Below are 16000 nucleotides of genomic sequence, written 5' to 3' on the forward strand. Positions count from 1 at the left end.
CCTCCCGATGTCTCCCCACCCACTCAGAGACGAGTGTAGGGATGCACCGAAAGAGGAGAACCCCATGTACGAGCACCCCTATCTCGCCTACCGTGTCACCGCCTTCGAGCAGGAGCAGGCGGCCGTGATCGCAGAACGTCGTCGCGTGATCATGGACAACCCCGACCGCATCCGGTCGCGACCGGGTGTGATCGCCCGGGTGCTCCGTGCCATCGCGCCGCGACGCGAGACGCCTGTCCCCGTGACGGCCGCTTCAGTCCAGGTGACCTCCTCGTCCACGGCCCGCGTCCCGGCGGAGCGCTGCCCGGCCGGCGCCGACTGCGAGGCCGTCGCGGCGTGACCATCCTGCACGAGCGCACTCCGACGGCAGGCGGCCCCGATGTCGGTGGCGAGTGGCACGATGAGAACATGTCCCTCATCGCGTCCACCGCCGACATGGTGGGCCGTGACGCCGAACTCGAGATCCTCGAGGCGGCCCTGCAGCGTGCGTCGGCGGGTGAGGTCGCGTCGATGCTCGTGGCGGGCGAGGCGGGTATCGGCAAGTCGCGCCTGCTGCGCGAGTTCCGCGAGAGGGCGGCGGGCTCGGCGCTCGTGCTGAGCGGATGGAGCCTCGACTACGGCGCGACGCCCGCGCCGTACACCCCGCTGCCTTCGATCGTGCGCGGCGCGTTGGCCGAACTGGGCGACGCCGCAGCCGAAGCCGCCGGCCCCGCACGCGAGGCGCTGCGCTTGCTGCTGCCCGAGCTCGGCGACGCACCGTTCGACCGCACGAAAGCCGGCCCTGAGAGCCTGCGCGAGGCCATCGCCAACGTCCTCGAGGCGGCCGCAGCGAGGCGTCCGGTGGTCGTGCTCATCGAAGACCTGCACTGGGCTGACGACGCGACGCTCTCGACGCTGGCCTTCCTGCTGCGGGTGCTCGCCGGCCATCGCGTGCTCTTCGTGATCACCTGTCGCGTCGACGAGGTGCGCCGGGGTGGTTCGGTGCGCTCGTTCCTCGTCGAAGCCGAGCGGGCACGGCTCCTCGACCGTCTGACGCTCGCGCGACTCGATGCCGTGCAGGTGCGCGCGATGGTGGAGGCGCTGAACGGGCCGATCGACGACGCGGCCTTCACTCGTCTGCTCGACCGTTCAGAGGGCGTGCCGTTCTTCGTCGAAGAGCTCTCGTGCAATGCCGCGGGTCCGCTGCCCGAGTCGCTGCGCGATCTGCTGCTGGTGCGCTTCGACGCGCTCGGCGACGATGCGAAGCGCGTGGTGCGCACGGTCTCGGGCTCGGACGCCGCTGTCGACCATGAGCTGCTCAGCGAGATCGCCGGGCTGCCGGACGAGCAGCTGGACGCAGCCATCCGCGAGGCGGCAGGCGCGGCGGTGCTCGCGGTGCGCTCGGACGACTCGTACGGATTCCGCCACGCGCTGCTGCGCGAGGCTGTGCACGACGATCTGCTTCCCGGCGAGCGCGCCAGGCTGCATCGTGCCTACGCCGAGGCGCTCGAGACACGGGCCGCCGAGGGTGAATGCTGCCACGAGGCCGCCCTCGCCTTCCACTGGCACCAGGCTCACGACGCGCGGCGCGCCTTGACCGCGGCGATCGGAGCGATGGAGCGCGCGAAGACCAGCTACGCCTTCTCGACCGCCGCGCGCTTCGGCGAGCTGGCGCTCGAACTGTGGGAGCAGGTGCCGGATGCCGCCGAGGCCGCCGGCATGGCACGGGTGACGCTGCTCGCCCGGCTCGGGTCGATCCTGCGCAACGCCGGAGACGGCGAACGCGCTCTGACCGTCGTGGGCCTCGCTCTCGACGAGATCGATCCGGCCACGGCCGACGTCGGGGTGTACGCCAGGCTGCTGCGAGACAAGGCGCTCTACCTGCAGAACCTCGGCCGCACCGGATCGATCGCGCTGCTGCGGCAGGCGCTCGATGCGATGGCCGGCCGCCTCGACGACGACCGGCTGCGGGCCACGCTGCTCAACCTGCTGGCCGGGCGCCACATGGTGGCGGCGGAGTTCCCCGAGGCGATCCAGGCGGCCGACGAGGCCTATCGCCTGGCCGAGGCGGCAGGCGACGACGACCAGATGTCGATCGCGGCGAACACCAGGGCCGGCAGTCGTATGCACACCGGCGATGTGTCGGGTGGATTGGCAGACTACCGACTCGCGTGGGAGCGGGCGAAGGGCAGCACCGCGCAGATGCGCTACCGGGTGAACTACTCCGACGCGCTGTACCTGCTCGGCCGGCATCGAGAGGCCGTACAGGTCGCCGAGGACGGCATCGCTCACGCGCGGACCCTCGGCGTCGAGCGCACCAGCGGGTCGATCCTCACGCAGAACCTCGCCGAACCGCTGCTGCAGCTCGGCGACATCGCCCGCACCGAGAGCCTGCTGGCCGGAGACCTCACATTCCGCACGCACCGGGTGTTCCGCGTCTACACGACGATGACGCGGGTGCGCGCCCTCGCCTGGCGCGGGCGCATCGACGAGGCAAGAGCACTGCTCGACGAATGGCTGCCCGTCGTTCGTCAGGTCGCGGTGATCGAGCGACAGGTGCAGTACTCGCTGCTCACCTCCGACATCGCCTTGCGGCTGGCCGCGGGCGATGCACGCGGCGCCGCGCGAGTGCTCCAGGAGCTCTTCGACGGGGGCGGTGCCGAACTCGCCCACGCGGCCCGGGTGCTGCTCGACGGGGGATCGATCGTCGCAGCGCTGCGCGCGCAGGGATTCGCCGACGAGGCTGCGGCGCTCGCCGGATCCGTGGCGGACGCCTGGCAGAGGTTGCCGGAGGCGCTGCACCCCGCCGGGTGGACCCAGGTGCTGCTCGCCCTGCTGGCAGGCGACGCCGACCGTCTGCGCGAAGCGATGCCGATCGCCGACGGCGACGACATGCCGGCGGCGCTCGCGGTGCTCGTCCGCCTCGAACTCGCCCGCCGGCTGGTCGCCGACCGTTCCGATCGCGCGGAGGCGGCGACGGTGCTCGCCGACGCGGAGCGGCTTGCCGCCCGGATCGGCCACGCCCGTCTGCAGCACGAGGCCACCGAGTTCGCCGACGCCACCGGTCTGACGACGACGGCCGCCCGGCGCGACGGCACCGAGCTGACCGCCCGCGAGCAGCAGGTGCTCGAGCTCCTGGCCGAAGGACTCAGCAACCGCCAGATCGCCGAGCGGCTCTTCATCAGCATCAAGACTGTGAGCGTGCACGTCTCAGCCGTGCTGCGCAAGCTGGGCGCCGCGACGCGCACCGAGGCCGCTGCGCGGCATCGCTCCCTCGTCGACGCCTGAGCCGCCGTCGCCCAGCACGCTCCTTCCTCGAATGCGCGGCGGTCGTCGGGTCGCTCCGGAGTTCTTTCGCGCCGCGGGAATACCCCCAGGGGGTATGTTGTAGTAGTCTCATGTAGTACCCCGAGGGGGTACATCGAACGAACAGGAGATGCTATGACCACCACCGAGTTCCAGGTGACAGGGATGACCTGCGGCCACTGCGAGATGTCCGTGCGTGAAGAGGTCGCCAAGGTAGCCGGCGTCGAGAGCATCGACGTCAACGCGCAGAACGGTCGTCTCATCGTCGGCTCGACTGCACCGGTCGACGCCGCTGCCATCATCGCCGCCGTCGACGAGGCGGGCTACCAGGTGGTGTCGGCCTGATGAACGCCGCGGCACGCCTCGGCCTGTTCGGGCTGGGCCTGGTGGCGGTGTTCGGCGTCGCCGCAGCCGCATCGGGGGCCATCGCGCCCGACGGCATCGCCACCGAATGGACCGCCTCGCAGAAGGATTCCGCCATGCAGGATCACAGCACAGCAGCGACAGAAGCCCCTGCGCCGAGTGCGCACGACGGCCACGGCGGACCGGCTCGCGCCGGTGAGCTCGGCGGTCTCTCCCTCTCCGCGCAAGGCCTGACCCTCGACACCGTGACCGCACCGACCGCCGCAGGCGAGCCGGGCGAACTGAGCTTCCGCATCCTGGACGGGCACGGCGAACCCGTGACCGAATACGAGCGGGAGCACGACAAGGACCTGCACCTGATCGTGGTGCGCAGCGACGGCGCCGAGTTCCGTCACGTGCACCCCGAGATGGACGCTGCAGGTGTCTGGTCCATCGACTGGTCTTGGCGTGAAGCGGGCAGCTACCGCGTGTTCGCCGACTTCACCGCATCCGGCGCCGAAGCCGTCACGCTGTCACGCTCGGTGCAGGTCTCGGGGGCATTTGCGCCCGTCGACCCGCAGCCTGCTCGGCACGCGCGGGTGGCCGGCTACGACGTGCACCTCCGCGGCGATCTCGCCGTCGGAGCAGCATCGGAACTGACGGTCGAGATCGCGAAGAACGGCGCACCCGTCACCGCTCTCGAGCCGTACCTCGGGGCGTTCGGGCATCTCGTCGCCCTGCGCCAGGGCGACCTCGGCTACGCGCACGTGCACCCGGAGGGCGACGCACCCCGGGCGGGAGACACCTCAGGCCCTGACGTGTCGTTCGCGGCATCCGTGCCGACTGCGGGGCGCTACCTGCTCTATTTCGACTTCCAGGTCGAAGGGGCCGTCCACTCCGTGCCCTTCGTCGTCGATACGACGGATGCGGCGCAGGGCGACGACTCCGACGACCACCAGCACTGATCCACATCGCACCGACGAGGAGCACCATCGTGAGCACCGCCGCGTTGCCCGACGGCACGGCACAGAACCGCATCGATCTCGAGATCGGCGGCATGACCTGCGCCTCCTGCGCGATGCGCATCGAGAAGAAGCTCAACAAGCTCGACGGCGTGACCGCCACCGTGAACTACGCCACCGAGAAGGCGCAGGTGACGGTCGACGGCCCGATCGACCCGGCGATGCTGATTGCCGAGGTCGAGAATGCCGGATACTCCGCCGCGGTCCCCGCCCCGCCCGATGCGCCGCGAGTCGACGGCGGCGAAAGCGGGGAGCAGCGCGAGCTGCGCGCACTGCGGCACCGCCTGATCGGCGCCGTCGTGCTGTCGGTGCCCGTGATACTCCTCGCGATGATCCCGGCTCTACAGTTCACCTACTGGCAGTGGGCCTCTCTGGCGCTGGCCGCCCCGGTGATCGTATGGGCGGCGTGGCCATTCCACCGCGCAGCCTGGGTCAATCTGCGCCACGGCGCCGCCACCATGGACACGCTCATCAGCCTCGGCACCACGGCCGCGTTCCTGTGGTCGTTGTACGCGCTGTTCCTCGGCACGGCCGGCGAGGCCGGTATGACGCACGGGTTCTCGTTCGCGATCGCTCCGAGCGACGGCGCGGCGAACATCTACCTCGAGGTCGCCGCCGGCGTCACCATGTTCGTGCTGGCCGGGCGCTACTTCGAGAAACGCGCCAAGCGCCGTGCCGGTGCCGCGCTGCGCGCTCTGCTCGAGCTCGGCGCGAAGGACGTCGCCGTGCTGCGCGGAGACGTTGAGACGCGCATCCCCACGTCGGAGCTGCGCGTCGGCGACGAGTTCGTCGTGCGCCCGGGCGAGAAGATCGCGACCGACGGCGTCGTCGCCTCTGGCTCGTCCGCCGTCGATCAGTCGATGATCACAGGCGAGGCCGTGCCCGTCGAGGTGGGCGTGGGGGATTCCGTGACGGGCGCGACCGTGAACGCCGGCGGTCGCCTGGTCGTCCGCGCCACCCGCGTGGGCGCCGACACACAGCTTGCGCAGATGGCCCGCCTGGTGGAGCAGGCGCAAACCGGCAAAGCCGAGGTCCAGCGCCTTGCCGACCGCATCTCGGGCGTCTTCGTGCCGATCGTCATCGCGATCGCCGTCGCGGCTCTCGGCGCCTGGCTGGGCGCCGGGTTCCCGGCATCCGCCGCCTTCACCGCCGCGGTCGCCGTGCTCATCATCGCCTGCCCGTGCGCGCTGGGACTCGCGACACCCACCGCATTGCTCGTCGGCACAGGCCGAGGTGCGCAGCTCGGCATCCTGATCAAGGGGCCCGAGGTGCTCGAATCCACCCGCCGTGTCGACACCGTCGTGCTCGACAAGACCGGCACGGTCACCGAAGGACGCATGAGCGTCGTGTCGGTCATCCCCGAAGGGGACACGGATGCCGTGCAGCTGCTGCGCCTGGCGGGATCCCTCGAACACGCCAGCGAGCATCCGATCGCCCGCGCGGTCGCGGCCGCCGCGTTGTCCGCCGAGGAGTCACGAGACATCGCGGCGGCTCGCCCGGATGCCGCACTCTCCGACCCCACGCCGAGGCTGCCGGACGTCGAATCGTTCCAGAACGTCGAGGGGCGCGGGGTCAGCGGCGTGGTCGAGGGGCGCGCAGTGCTCGTCGGGCGGCTCTCACTGCTCGAGGACTGGGCAATCCATCCCTCTGTCCGGTTGCTCGCGGCCAAGGCCGAAGCCGAGGCGGCCGGTCAGACGGCAGTCCTCGTCGCCTGGGACGGAGCGGCGCGCGGCATGATCGTCGTGTCAGACCAGGTGAAGCCGACCAGTGCCGAAGCCGTCGCCTCGCTCAAGCTGCTCGGCCTCACGCCGGTGCTGCTCACCGGCGACAACGAGGCGGCCGCGCGGCACATCGCTGCGCAGGTCGGCATCGACGAGGTCATCGCAGAGGTGCTCCCGGCCGACAAGGTCGCCGTGGTCTCTCGACTGCAAGAGCAGGGCAGGGTCGTGGCGATGGTCGGCGACGGTGTCAACGACGCGCCCGCACTGGCGCAGGCAGACCTGGGCATGGCCATGGGAACCGGAACGGATGTCGCGATCGAGGCGTCCGACATCACCCTGGTGCGCGGCGACCTGCGGGCGGCGGCGGATGCGATCCGGCTGTCCCGCCGCACGCTGGGAACCATCAAGGGCAACCTCTTCTGGGCCTTCGCCTACAACATCGCGGCGATCCCGCTTGCGGCCCTCGGGCTGCTGAATCCGATGCTCGCGGGAGCGGCGATGGCGTTCTCGAGCGTCTTCGTCGTCGGCAACAGCCTTCGGCTGCGCTCCTTCCGCTGACGACTCGGACGGGGAAGGATGGCGCGCAGGAGTGCCGATCCGGAATACCCCGCGGGGGTATTGGGTTGCTTCCGGCAGGAGGGTGAATGATGAACGCACACGACGCCCATCACGGGATGGATTCTTCGTCGGGGCACGCCGGCCGTCACACCGAGGACGACGGCTCGGCCCCGCACCAGGGCCACGCCGGGCACACCGAGCACGACGTCAGCGCAGGCCACGGCGATCACGATGGCCGTGCCGGTCATGGCGGCCATGGCGGTCATGAGGGTCACGGCGACCACGTCGGCCAGTTCCGCCGCCTGTTCTGGGCCAACCTGCTCCTCGCGGTACCCGTGGTGGCGTTCAGCGGCATGTTCGCGATGCTCATCGGGTACGCGATCCCCGACTTCCCCGGATCGCGCTGGATCGCCCCGGTGCTCGGTACCGTGATGTACGCATGGGGCGGCCGCCCGTTCCTCACAGGGGCGCTCTCGGAGGTCAAGAGCCGTAGGCCGGGCATGATGCTGCTCATCGCCCTGGCCATCACGGTCGCCTTCGTCGCATCCTGGGGCGCGAGCCTGGGCGTTCTGCACCACGAGCTCGAGTTCTGGTGGGAGCTGGCGCTGCTCATCGTCATCATGCTGCTCGGGCACTGGCTCGAGATGCGCTCGCTGGCTCAGACCACCTCGGCCCTGGATTCCCTGGCAGCCCTGCTGCCGGATGAGGCGGCGCGGATCGAAGGCGACGAGATCGTACGGGTGAGCCCGGCCGATCTTCGAGTCGGCGACGTGGTCGTGGTGCGTCCAGGGGCAAGCGTCCCCGCCGACGGCGTCGTAGTCGACGGTCGCGCAGACATGGACGAGTCGATGCTCACCGGCGAGTCCCGCACCGTATCGCGAGGTGCGGGTGACCGGGTCACCGCGGGCACGGTCGCCACCGACTCCGGTCTGCGCGTCGAGGTGACCGCCACCGGCGACGACACCGCGCTCGCCGGCATCCGCAAGCTCGTCGCCGAGGCGCAGGCGTCCAGCTCGCGGGCGCAGCGCCTCGCCGACAGGGCGGCGGCGTGGCTGTTCTGGTTCGCGCTGGGCGCTGCCGTGCTCACGGCGCTGCTCTGGAGTCTGGCCGGCGACCCCGACGCCGCGGTGATCCGCACGGTCACGGTCCTCGTGATCGCCTGCCCGCACGCGCTCGGACTCGCGATCCCGCTGGTCGTGTCCATCGCCACCGAGCGAGCCGCCCGCGCAGGAGTGCTCGTCAAGGACCGGCTGGCCCTGGAGAGCATGCGGGGCATCGGCACGGTCCTGTTCGACAAGACCGGGACGCTCACGAAGGGCGAGCCGACGGTCACGGCCGTCGCGCCGGCCGAGGGCTGGGAGGCGGACGCCGTGCTCGCACTCGCCGCGTCCGTCGAGGCCGACAGTGAGCATCCGCTGGCCAAGGCGATCGTCAGGGCCGCGTCGGATCTCGACGTGCCGACGGCGACGGGCTTCTCCTCCTCGCCGGCCGTCGGCGTGAAGGCGGCGGTCGACGGGCGCGACGTGCGTGTGGGCGGGCCGAAGATGCTCGAGGAGGTCGATGCCGCGGAGATCCCGGATGCCGCGGCGTGGCGCGCCGAGGGCGCGATCATCCTGCATGTGGTGCGCGACGGAGAGGTGATCGGCGGGCTCAGGCTCGCCGACGAGATCCGCGGCGAGTCACGGGAGGCCGTCGACGCGTTGCACCGCCGCGGGGTCGAGGTCGTGATGATCACCGGCGACGCCGAAGCCGTGGCGCGTACGGTCGCGGGCCAGCTCGGGATCGATCGCGTGTTCGCCGGGGTGCGCCCCGAGGACAAGTCGGCCAAGGTCGCCGAGCTGCAGCGCGAGGGGAAGAAGGTCGCCATGGTCGGGGACGGGGTGAACGACGCCCCTGCACTCGCTCAGGCCGACGTCGGGATCGCCATCGGAGCGGGTACGGACGTGGCGATCGCCTCGGCAGGAGTGATCCTCGCGTCGGACGACCCGCGTTCGGTGCTGTCGGTGATCGAGCTGTCACGGGCCGGCTACCGCAAGATGAAGCAGAACCTCTGGTGGGCGGCGGGATACAACCTGCTGTCGGTGCCGCTCGCCGCAGGCGTTCTCGCACCAGTCGGATTCGTGCTGCCGATGTCGGTGGGTGCCGTGCTGATGTCGCTGTCGACCATCGTCGTCGCGCTCAACGCCCAGGCGCTTCGGCGTCTGGATCTGCGGCCCGAGGCGGCGGTGCGCCGCTGACGAAGGCCGCCCGGTCTGCAGGAGATCACCCGGATTGCAGGAGTCCCCTGCCCGAAGGGCTCCTGCAGATCGGGTGATCTCCTGCATCCGTGCGACGGCGACTGCCGGATGCTGCGACCGAGTGGCCTGGCTCGGGGCGACGATGGCACGCATCTAGAATTGCCGCTCGTGGGGGAACAGGTGCTTCTGGGTGTGGTCGCGGTCGGCATCGGCATGGTCGCCGGCGTCGCGCTGTTCGTGCCGTTCGTCGCGATCAGCTACCGCAGACGCGGCCGGCTGAGCCTGCCCCGCGCGCTGCTCTGGTTCGCCGCACTCGTGTACTTCTGGGCGATCTGGACCTACACGCTGCTGCCCCTGCCGGAGCCCGACAGCATCCGGTGCGTGGGGATGATCACCGACCCGATGGAGATCGTGCGCGATGTGCGGCGGGCGATCGCCGCGCCGGGCAGCACCCTCACTCATCCGGCCGTTCTCCAGCTGTTCTTCAACGTGCTGCTGTTCGTGCCGCTCGGCTTCTTCCTGCGGGTGCTGGGCGGACGCGGCATCCTCGTCGCCCTGCTCGCCGGCTTCGGACTCTCCTTGTTCGTCAAGACGACGCAGCTCACCGGAGTCTGGGGCCTCTACCCCTGCGCGTACCGGTTCTTCGACGTCGGCGACCTCCTCACGAACACGACGGGTTCGCTGCTCGGCGCCGTGTTCGGCCTCGTCGTGCCGCGCGCCCACCGCGGCCTGGCCACGGCACCGGATGCCGCGCAGCCGCGTCCGGTCACGCGGGGCCGACGTGCGGTGGCGATGCTGTGCGATGGGATCGGGTTCTTCCTGGTCGCCGGCATCGGGAGCGTCGCGGTGCAGCTCTACCTGCAGTACGTAAGGCATGATCGCGAAGCGGTGCTCGCCGGGATCTGGGCCGAGATCGTGGGCACCGGCGGCGCGGCGTTCGTCTGGCTCGTCGCGATCCTCGCCAGCGGGCAGTCGATCGGAGACCTCGCCGTGCAGCTGCGCTACGCGGGCGGGCCGGTGCCTGTGCCCGTCGCACGCTTACTGCGATGGGCGGGCGGCGTGGGCGGACTCTCCGCGCTCGGTCTGCTCGGCGGTGTCTTCGACTCGCTCTCCGGCGCACTGCTGTTCGGCGCGTGCGTCATGCTGTTCTTCACGCGGGCAGGTCGGGGGCTGCCCGGCGTGCTGTCCGGTCAGCATCTGACCGATGCTCGGTCTCGCCGCTGAGACTGCCCGGCGTGGGCCACTCCTCGGCCAGGAGCGCGTAGTTGAGGCCGTCGAGCCATTCGCCCGAGCGATGCAGCCCGGTCTTGCGGCTGTCCTCTTCGCGCCGCATCCCGAGTCGCTCCATCAGTCGCCAGGAGCGCTCGTTGACGGTGAAGCATCCGGCGTGCACGCGGCGCAGCCCGAGCGCCCCGAAGCAGGTGTCGATCACGGCCCGGACCGCCTCGGTCGCGTATCCGTTGCCCGCGTGCGCCGGATGCAGCACCCAGCCGAGCTCCGCCTGAACTCCCTTGGCCTGAGCGGCGACCTCGGCCTGCGCCCAGCCGTCTTCGATGCGCACCATGATGTCGCCCATGATCGCCGGCCGCTCGGTGGGCGCCGAAAGCGCCTCGATCACGAACGTCGATGCGAGCCGGTCGCTCTCGGAATACGTCTCGTGGAACGCCTCGCGCGTCTCGGGCGCACGGCCCAGCCAGCGGTTCACGTCCGGAAGGCGGCGGTACTCCCACACGTCGTCCAGATCATCGACGGTGCACGGGCGGATCTGCAGCCGCTGCGTCCGGACAGGCCAGGCATCGTGTCGCTGTGAGCTCATCCCGTCAGCGTAGTTCGCTCTTCGCCGCGGGTCTGGTGGTGAATCCGCGTCCTGTGCCGGACGCAGCGCGCGATCAGGAAGCCTCGGCGCGGCCCTGCTTCCAGTAGCCCATGAACGCGATCGAACGCCGGTCGATGCCGAGGTCGCGCACCAGGTGCCGGCGCAGCGCTGTGATGGTGCCGGCCTCTCCGGCAAGCCACGCGTACTCGCCGCCGTCGACCGCATCCGGCACCTCCCACAGGATCTCGTCGGACGACGGATCGTCCAGATCGGCGACGGCGGTGGGGGTCGCGCGCTGGCGTCCCCACGCGTGCACGGCGGCGCTCAGGCGCACCCCGTGAGCGGCGCCGCTGCGGGCCAGCCAGCTCACGCGCACGCCGTCGGGAGCGCTCAGGGGCAGGGCGTCAGCCTCGGTCGGCACCTCGATGCACACCTCGCCGACGGCGTCGGCCGGCAGCGCCTCCACGATGGAGCGGATCGCCGGTGCCGCCGTCTCGTCGCCCGCGATGAGCACCGATGACGCCGAACCCGGCTTCCACTCGATCCCGCCGCCCTGCTCATCCGAGCGGGAGTCCGGGCCGACGACGAACATCGGATCCCCGACGCGTGCGGCGCTCGCCCAGGCGGATGCCGGGCCCTCAGTGCCGTGCAGCACGAACTCGACATCGATCTCGCGGTCCTGCGGGCGCGGCGCGCGGATCGTGTAGGTGCGGATCGGATTGCGTTTCTCGTCGGGCAGCTCGCGCCAGCGCCGGTACCACTCACCCATGCTCTGCGTCTCGTCGAACTGGCCGACATCGGTGATCGTGCCGTCGGCGAACGGGATGATCAGCTTGATGCGCTGATCCAGGCCGTCGGTGCCGAAGTGCGTCAGGTCGTCGCCAGCGAGCGTGATGCGCGTGAAGTGCGGCGACAGCGGGGTGATGCGCGCGACGGTCGTCCGGAATGTGCGGTAAGGGTGGTGGCTCACCCGTCCATCATAGGTTAGGCTCTCCTAACGTGACACCTACCGAGTCCCGCGAAGCACCCGCCGACGAACTGCACGGCGAGGCGCTCGCCCTCAGCTACGGCCGCATGCGGGTCGTGCACGACGTCTCCCTGCACCTGCGTCCCGGCGTCGTCACCGCGCTCATCGGTCCCAACGGCAGCGGCAAGTCCACCGCCCTGCGCGCCCTCGCTCGGCTGCACAGGGTCGACTCAGGAGTCGTGCGCATCGACGGCGCGCACGGCGCTCGCGACGCCGCATCCCTGTCGGCCAAGGAGTTCGCCCGCACGGTCGCGATGCTGTCCCAGTCGCGTCCGCATCCGTCCGGCCTCGAAGTCCAAGACGTCGTCGCTTACGGCCGGCACCCGCATCGCGGACGCTTCGCAGGGCTGACGGATGCCGACCGGCAGGCGATCACGCACGCGCTGGAGCTCACCGGGCTCGAGGACATGGCATATCGCCCCGTCGACGAGCTCTCGGGCGGCGAGCTGCAGCGCGTGTGGCTGGCGACGGCGCTCGCCCAGAGCACCGGCATCCTGCTGCTCGACGAGCCCACCAACCACCTCGACCTGCGGTACCAGGTCGAGACGCTCGATCTGGTCTGCGACCTCGCCGATCGCGGCACTGCTGTGGGCGTCGTGCTGCACGACCTCGACCACGCCGCATCCGTCGCCGACGAGGTCGTGCTGATGCACAAAGGCCGCGTGCATGCGGCCGGCACCCCGGCCGCCGTGCTGACCTCCGAGAACCTCACCGAGGTGTACGGGCTCGCGATCGAGGCCGCTGTCGACACCCGAACCGGACGCGTGCATGTCACTCCCCGCGGCCGGCATCACGACCGTGCCCGCCGCGCGCTCACCGCTCTCTCCGCCTGAAGCCCCTACCCGAAAAACCCCGGAGCCCCTCCATGAACAAGCCCTTCGCCGCCCTCGCGACCCTCGGCGCGCTCACCCTGGTCCTCACCGCCTGCGGCACCACGCAGTCCGCAGCCGAGCCCGCCGACGAGACCACCTCGACCGCGACCGGTATCGGCTGCGCCGACGACACCACGAAGACCTCCAGCGGTCCCGTCGAGCTCACCGATGCCTTCGGCCGCACCGTCGAGCTCGACAAGCCCGCCGAGAACGTGGCCGTGCTCGAATGGCAGCAGATCGAGGATGTGCTCTCCCTGTGCCTGACCCCGGTGGCCGTGGCGGATGCCGAGGGCTACCGCACCTGGGACACCGCGGAAGAGCTGCCCGAGGACGTGAAGGACGTCGGCACCCGTCAGGAGCCGAACCTCGATGCGCTGTTCGCGACCGAGCCCGACCTGGTGATCGTCGAGGCGTACACGCGCGACGATGCGATCATCAGCCAGCTCGAGAAGTACGGTGTGCCCGTGCTGGCGACGCTCGGCGCCAAGGCCGAGGATCCCATCCAGCAGACCCTCGACACGTTCGACCTGATCGCCGAGGCCACCGGCCGCACCGAGCGCGCAGACGTGGTCAAGGAAGAGTTCGAGCAGCACCTCGCCGACGCGAAGGAGAAGGTGGCGGATGCCGCCCCCGAGATCAGCGAGTTCGTGTTCTTCGACGGCTGGGTCGACGGCGGCAACGTCTCGCTTCGTCCGTTCGGCCAGGGTTCGCTGATCGGCGAGATCGGCGAGGAGCTGGGCCTGACCAACGCCTGGACCGGTGAGGTCGACCCCGCCTACGGCCTCGGCCAGACCGACATCGAGGGGATGACCACGATCGGCGACGCCACCCTGCTGCACTCGGGCACGGCCGACCCTGATTCCGAGAGCTTCGTCGACGCCGCCGAGAAGAACCCGGCGTGGGCGTCCATCCCCGCGGTGAAGGACGGCCGCATCCACGCCTTCCCGGCGGGCATCTGGACCTTCGGCGGTCCGCGCTCGGCCGAGCAGATCATCGACGCGTACGTCGACATCATCACGAAGTGACCCTGCACGCCCCGGTCTCCCGGTCGTCGGCGGACAGCGTCTCAGAACCCGGAGGGGGAAGCGGCGGCGGCATCATGCGTGCCGTCGCCGCACTGCTCGCCCTTCTCATCCTGCTGCTGGCCGCCTCGATGTGGCACCTCACGCAGGGCACCAGCGGTCAGGTGTTCGCTGATCAGGAGATCCTGTTCGGCTCGCGGCTGCCCAGGCTCGCCGCCGGCGTGACCGTCGGCGTCGCGCTCGGCGTCGCCGGCCTGCTGATGCAGTCGCTGTCGCGCAACCCGCTCGCCTCGCCCGACACCCTCGGCGTGACAGGCGGCGCCTACTTCGCCGTCACGGCCGTGACCGCCTTCGGCGTCTCGATCCCGTTCTGGGCGTCGGGTGTGGTCGCGTTCGCCGGCGGTCTCTTCGCAGCGGCGTTGGTGCTGGGCCTGGCCGGCGGAGCCGCGTCGTCGACCACGCGGCTCGTGCTCGCAGGATCCGCGCTGGCGCTGGCGTTGCAGGCAGGTACTTCGGCGCTGCTGGTGCTGTTCGACGAGGAGACCAAGGGGCTGTTCGCCTGGGGGAGCGGCAGCCTGTCGCAGCTGGGCCTGGAGAGCTTCCTGCGCGCCGCCCCGATCGTTCTCGTGGCGACGGGCCTCACGCTCGCGCTGACTCGCCGTCTCGATGTGCTCGCCCTCGGCGACGACACCGCCTCGTCGCTCGGCGTGCCCATCCGTTCGACGCGGGTGCTCGGCATCCTGCTCTCGGTGATCCTGACCGCGACGGCCGTGACGCTCGCCGGCCCGGTCGGCTTCGTCGGCCTGTGTGCGCCCGTGCTCGCCCGGCTGCTTTCGCGTCTCGTGCCCGCGCTCGGGAAGCACGTACTGCTCATCCCTGCGACCGGGCTCATCGGCGCGATCGTCGTCATCCTCGCCGACGCGGTGCTGCGCGCCCTGATCGGTGCCGAGGGTGCGATCGCCGTGCCGACCGGTGTCGCGACGACACTGCTGGGCGCGATCGTGCTGATCGTGATGGCACGGCGCCTGCGCGATGCGGGGCCGACACGTCGCCCGCCCAGCATCCGCTTCGGCGTGCGCAGAGGCCGCCGTTTCGCGGCCGTCCTCGTCGTCACCTCGGCCGCGCTCGCGGCCGTCGTGCTGGTCGGCCTGCTCGTCGGCGCGACCCCGCTGCTCACCGGTGATATCATGCTGTGGCTGCAGCAGCAGGCCCCGCCGCTGGTGTCGTTCGCGCTCGACGAGCGCGCCCCGCGCGTCATCGCGGCCGTGGTCGCCGGAGCCGCGCTGGCCCTCGCGGGCACCATCACGCAGGCTGTCAGCCGCAACCCGCTGGCAGAGCCCGGCCTGCTCGGCATCACGGGCGGTGCTGGCCTCGGCGCGGTGCTCGTGGTCACCAGCGCGACGGCATCCACGTTCGGGATGCTCGCTGCCGCGATCGCGGGTGCCCTGCTGGCGTTCGCGCTGGTGTACGCGCTTGCCTGGCGCGGTGGTCTCAGCGCCGACCGTCTCGTGCTGATCGGCATCGGCGTCTGGTACGGAAGCACCGCGCTGACCACCTTCGTGCTGCTGCGATCGAACCCGTGGGACACTCCGAAGATCTACACCTGGCTCTCGGGCACCACGTACGGGCGGATCTGGGAGCAGGTGATCCCGCTCGCGATCGTCCTCGCCGTCGCGCTCCCGTTCGTCATCGCGCAGCGCCGCGATCTCGACATCCTCGCGATGGACGAGGACACGCCGAGACTGGCCGGCATCCGTCTCGAGCGCACCCGGCTCGGGCTGCTCGTGGCGGCCGCCCTGCTGGCCGCCCTGGCGGTGTCGGCCGTGGGCGTGGTCGGCTTCGTCGGCCTGGTCGCGCCGCACGCCGCGCGAGCCCTCGTCGGCGCGAGGCACACCAGGGTGATCCCCGTCGCGGTGCTGCTCGGAGCGCTGCTCGTGGGCGTCGCGGACGCCGTGGGTCGCACGGTGCTCGCACCGGCGCAGCTGCCGGCCGGGATCGTCGTCGCCCTGATCGGCGCGCCCTACTTCGTGTGGCTGCTGTGGAGGTCACGGGACGCGTGACGCCGCTCGTCCGCTGATGACGAACACACAGCCGTTTC

The 16000-nt window shown here is 70.8% G+C and carries 12 protein-coding genes; 10 read left to right on the forward strand and 2 right to left on the reverse strand.

Annotated elements, in window-relative coordinates:
* The first annotated feature begins 64 nt into the window (after positions 1 to 64).
* The 7 genes from RIN43_RS10155 (at position 65) to RIN43_RS10185 (ending at position 10389) form a co-directional block, all read left to right on the forward strand.
* Complete coding sequence (locus tag RIN43_RS10155) at positions 65 to 340, forward strand: hypothetical protein (protein ID WP_309128802.1); 276 nt, start codon at positions 65 to 67, stop codon at positions 338 to 340.
* Complete coding sequence (locus tag RIN43_RS10160) at positions 337 to 3267, forward strand: AAA family ATPase (RefSeq protein ID WP_309128803.1); 2931 nt, start codon at positions 337 to 339, stop codon at positions 3265 to 3267. Before RIN43_RS10155 ends, RIN43_RS10160 begins: the two co-directional genes overlap by 4 nt.
* A gap of 153 nt (positions 3268 to 3420) precedes the next feature.
* Complete coding sequence (locus RIN43_RS10165) at positions 3421 to 3630, forward strand: heavy-metal-associated domain-containing protein (RefSeq protein WP_309128804.1); 210 nt, start codon at positions 3421 to 3423, stop codon at positions 3628 to 3630.
* Complete coding sequence (locus RIN43_RS10170) at positions 3630 to 4592, forward strand: heavy-metal-associated domain-containing protein (protein ID WP_309128805.1); 963 nt, start codon at positions 3630 to 3632, stop codon at positions 4590 to 4592. Before RIN43_RS10165 ends, RIN43_RS10170 begins: the two co-directional genes overlap by 1 nt.
* Positions 4593 to 4684: 92 nt before the next feature.
* A complete protein-coding gene (locus RIN43_RS10175) occupies positions 4685 to 6928 on the forward strand; it encodes a heavy metal translocating P-type ATPase (protein WP_309128936.1) in 2244 nt (747 codons plus the stop codon).
* Positions 6929 to 7014: 86 nt separating this feature from the next.
* Complete coding sequence (locus tag RIN43_RS10180) at positions 7015 to 9165, forward strand: heavy metal translocating P-type ATPase (RefSeq protein WP_309128806.1); 2151 nt, start codon at positions 7015 to 7017, stop codon at positions 9163 to 9165.
* Between the two features lie 168 nt (positions 9166 to 9333).
* The gene (locus tag RIN43_RS10185) at positions 9334 to 10389 is read left to right on the forward strand and encodes a VanZ family protein (protein WP_309128807.1); all 1056 of its coding nucleotides are present in this window, start codon (positions 9334 to 9336) and stop codon (positions 10387 to 10389) included.
* Here RIN43_RS10185 and RIN43_RS10190 read toward each other — a convergent pair.
* On the reverse strand, positions 10316 to 10981 hold the full coding sequence (locus tag RIN43_RS10190) for a GNAT family protein (protein ID WP_309128808.1): 666 nt from the start codon (positions 10979 to 10981) through the stop codon (positions 10316 to 10318). The two genes, RIN43_RS10185 and RIN43_RS10190, sit on opposite strands and share 74 nt — an antisense overlap.
* 73 nt (positions 10982 to 11054) lie before the next feature.
* A complete protein-coding gene (locus RIN43_RS10195) occupies positions 11055 to 11951 on the reverse strand; it encodes a siderophore-interacting protein (RefSeq protein WP_309128809.1) in 897 nt (298 codons plus the stop codon).
* Positions 11952 to 11980: 29 nt separating this feature from the next.
* Between RIN43_RS10195 and RIN43_RS10200 the strand changes: the two genes are divergently transcribed.
* The 3 genes from RIN43_RS10200 (at position 11981) to RIN43_RS10210 (ending at position 15962) form a co-directional block, all read left to right on the forward strand.
* Positions 11981 to 12841 (forward strand): ABC transporter ATP-binding protein, encoded by an 861-nt coding sequence (locus RIN43_RS10200; protein WP_375163733.1) that lies wholly within the window; start codon positions 11981 to 11983, stop codon positions 12839 to 12841.
* Positions 12842 to 12873: 32 nt separating this feature from the next.
* Complete coding sequence (locus tag RIN43_RS10205) at positions 12874 to 13905, forward strand: iron-siderophore ABC transporter substrate-binding protein (protein WP_309128810.1); 1032 nt, start codon at positions 12874 to 12876, stop codon at positions 13903 to 13905.
* Positions 13906 to 13979: 74 nt separating this feature from the next.
* Entirely contained in the window at positions 13980 to 15962 is a 1983-nt protein-coding gene (locus RIN43_RS10210; protein WP_375163737.1) for an iron ABC transporter permease, read from the forward strand.
* Positions 15963 to 16000 lie beyond the last annotated feature (38 nt).

It is taken from the genome of Microbacterium sp. (assembly GCF_031178445.1).
Taxonomy (GTDB): Bacteria; Actinomycetota; Actinomycetes; order Actinomycetales; family Microbacteriaceae; genus Microbacterium.

Coding starts and splice junctions, on each gene's coding strand:
- RIN43_RS10155 (WP_309128802.1), top strand. CDS start 65: ATGTACGAGCACCCCTATCTCGCCTACCGTGTCACCGCCTTCGAGCAG.
- RIN43_RS10165 (WP_309128804.1), top strand. CDS start 3,421: ATGACCACCACCGAGTTCCAGGTGACAGGGATGACCTGCGGCCACTGC.
- RIN43_RS10170 (WP_309128805.1), top strand. CDS start 3,630: ATGAACGCCGCGGCACGCCTCGGCCTGTTCGGGCTGGGCCTGGTGGCG.
- RIN43_RS10175 (WP_309128936.1), top strand. CDS start 4,685: ATGACCTGCGCCTCCTGCGCGATGCGCATCGAGAAGAAGCTCAACAAG.
- RIN43_RS10180 (WP_309128806.1), top strand. CDS start 7,015: ATGATGAACGCACACGACGCCCATCACGGGATGGATTCTTCGTCGGGG.
- RIN43_RS10190 (WP_309128808.1), bottom strand. CDS start 10,981: ATGAGCTCACAGCGACACGATGCCTGGCCTGTCCGGACGCAGCGGCTG.
- RIN43_RS10205 (WP_309128810.1), top strand. CDS start 12,874: ATGAACAAGCCCTTCGCCGCCCTCGCGACCCTCGGCGCGCTCACCCTG.
- RIN43_RS10210 (WP_375163737.1), top strand. CDS start 13,980: ATGCGTGCCGTCGCCGCACTGCTCGCCCTTCTCATCCTGCTGCTGGCC.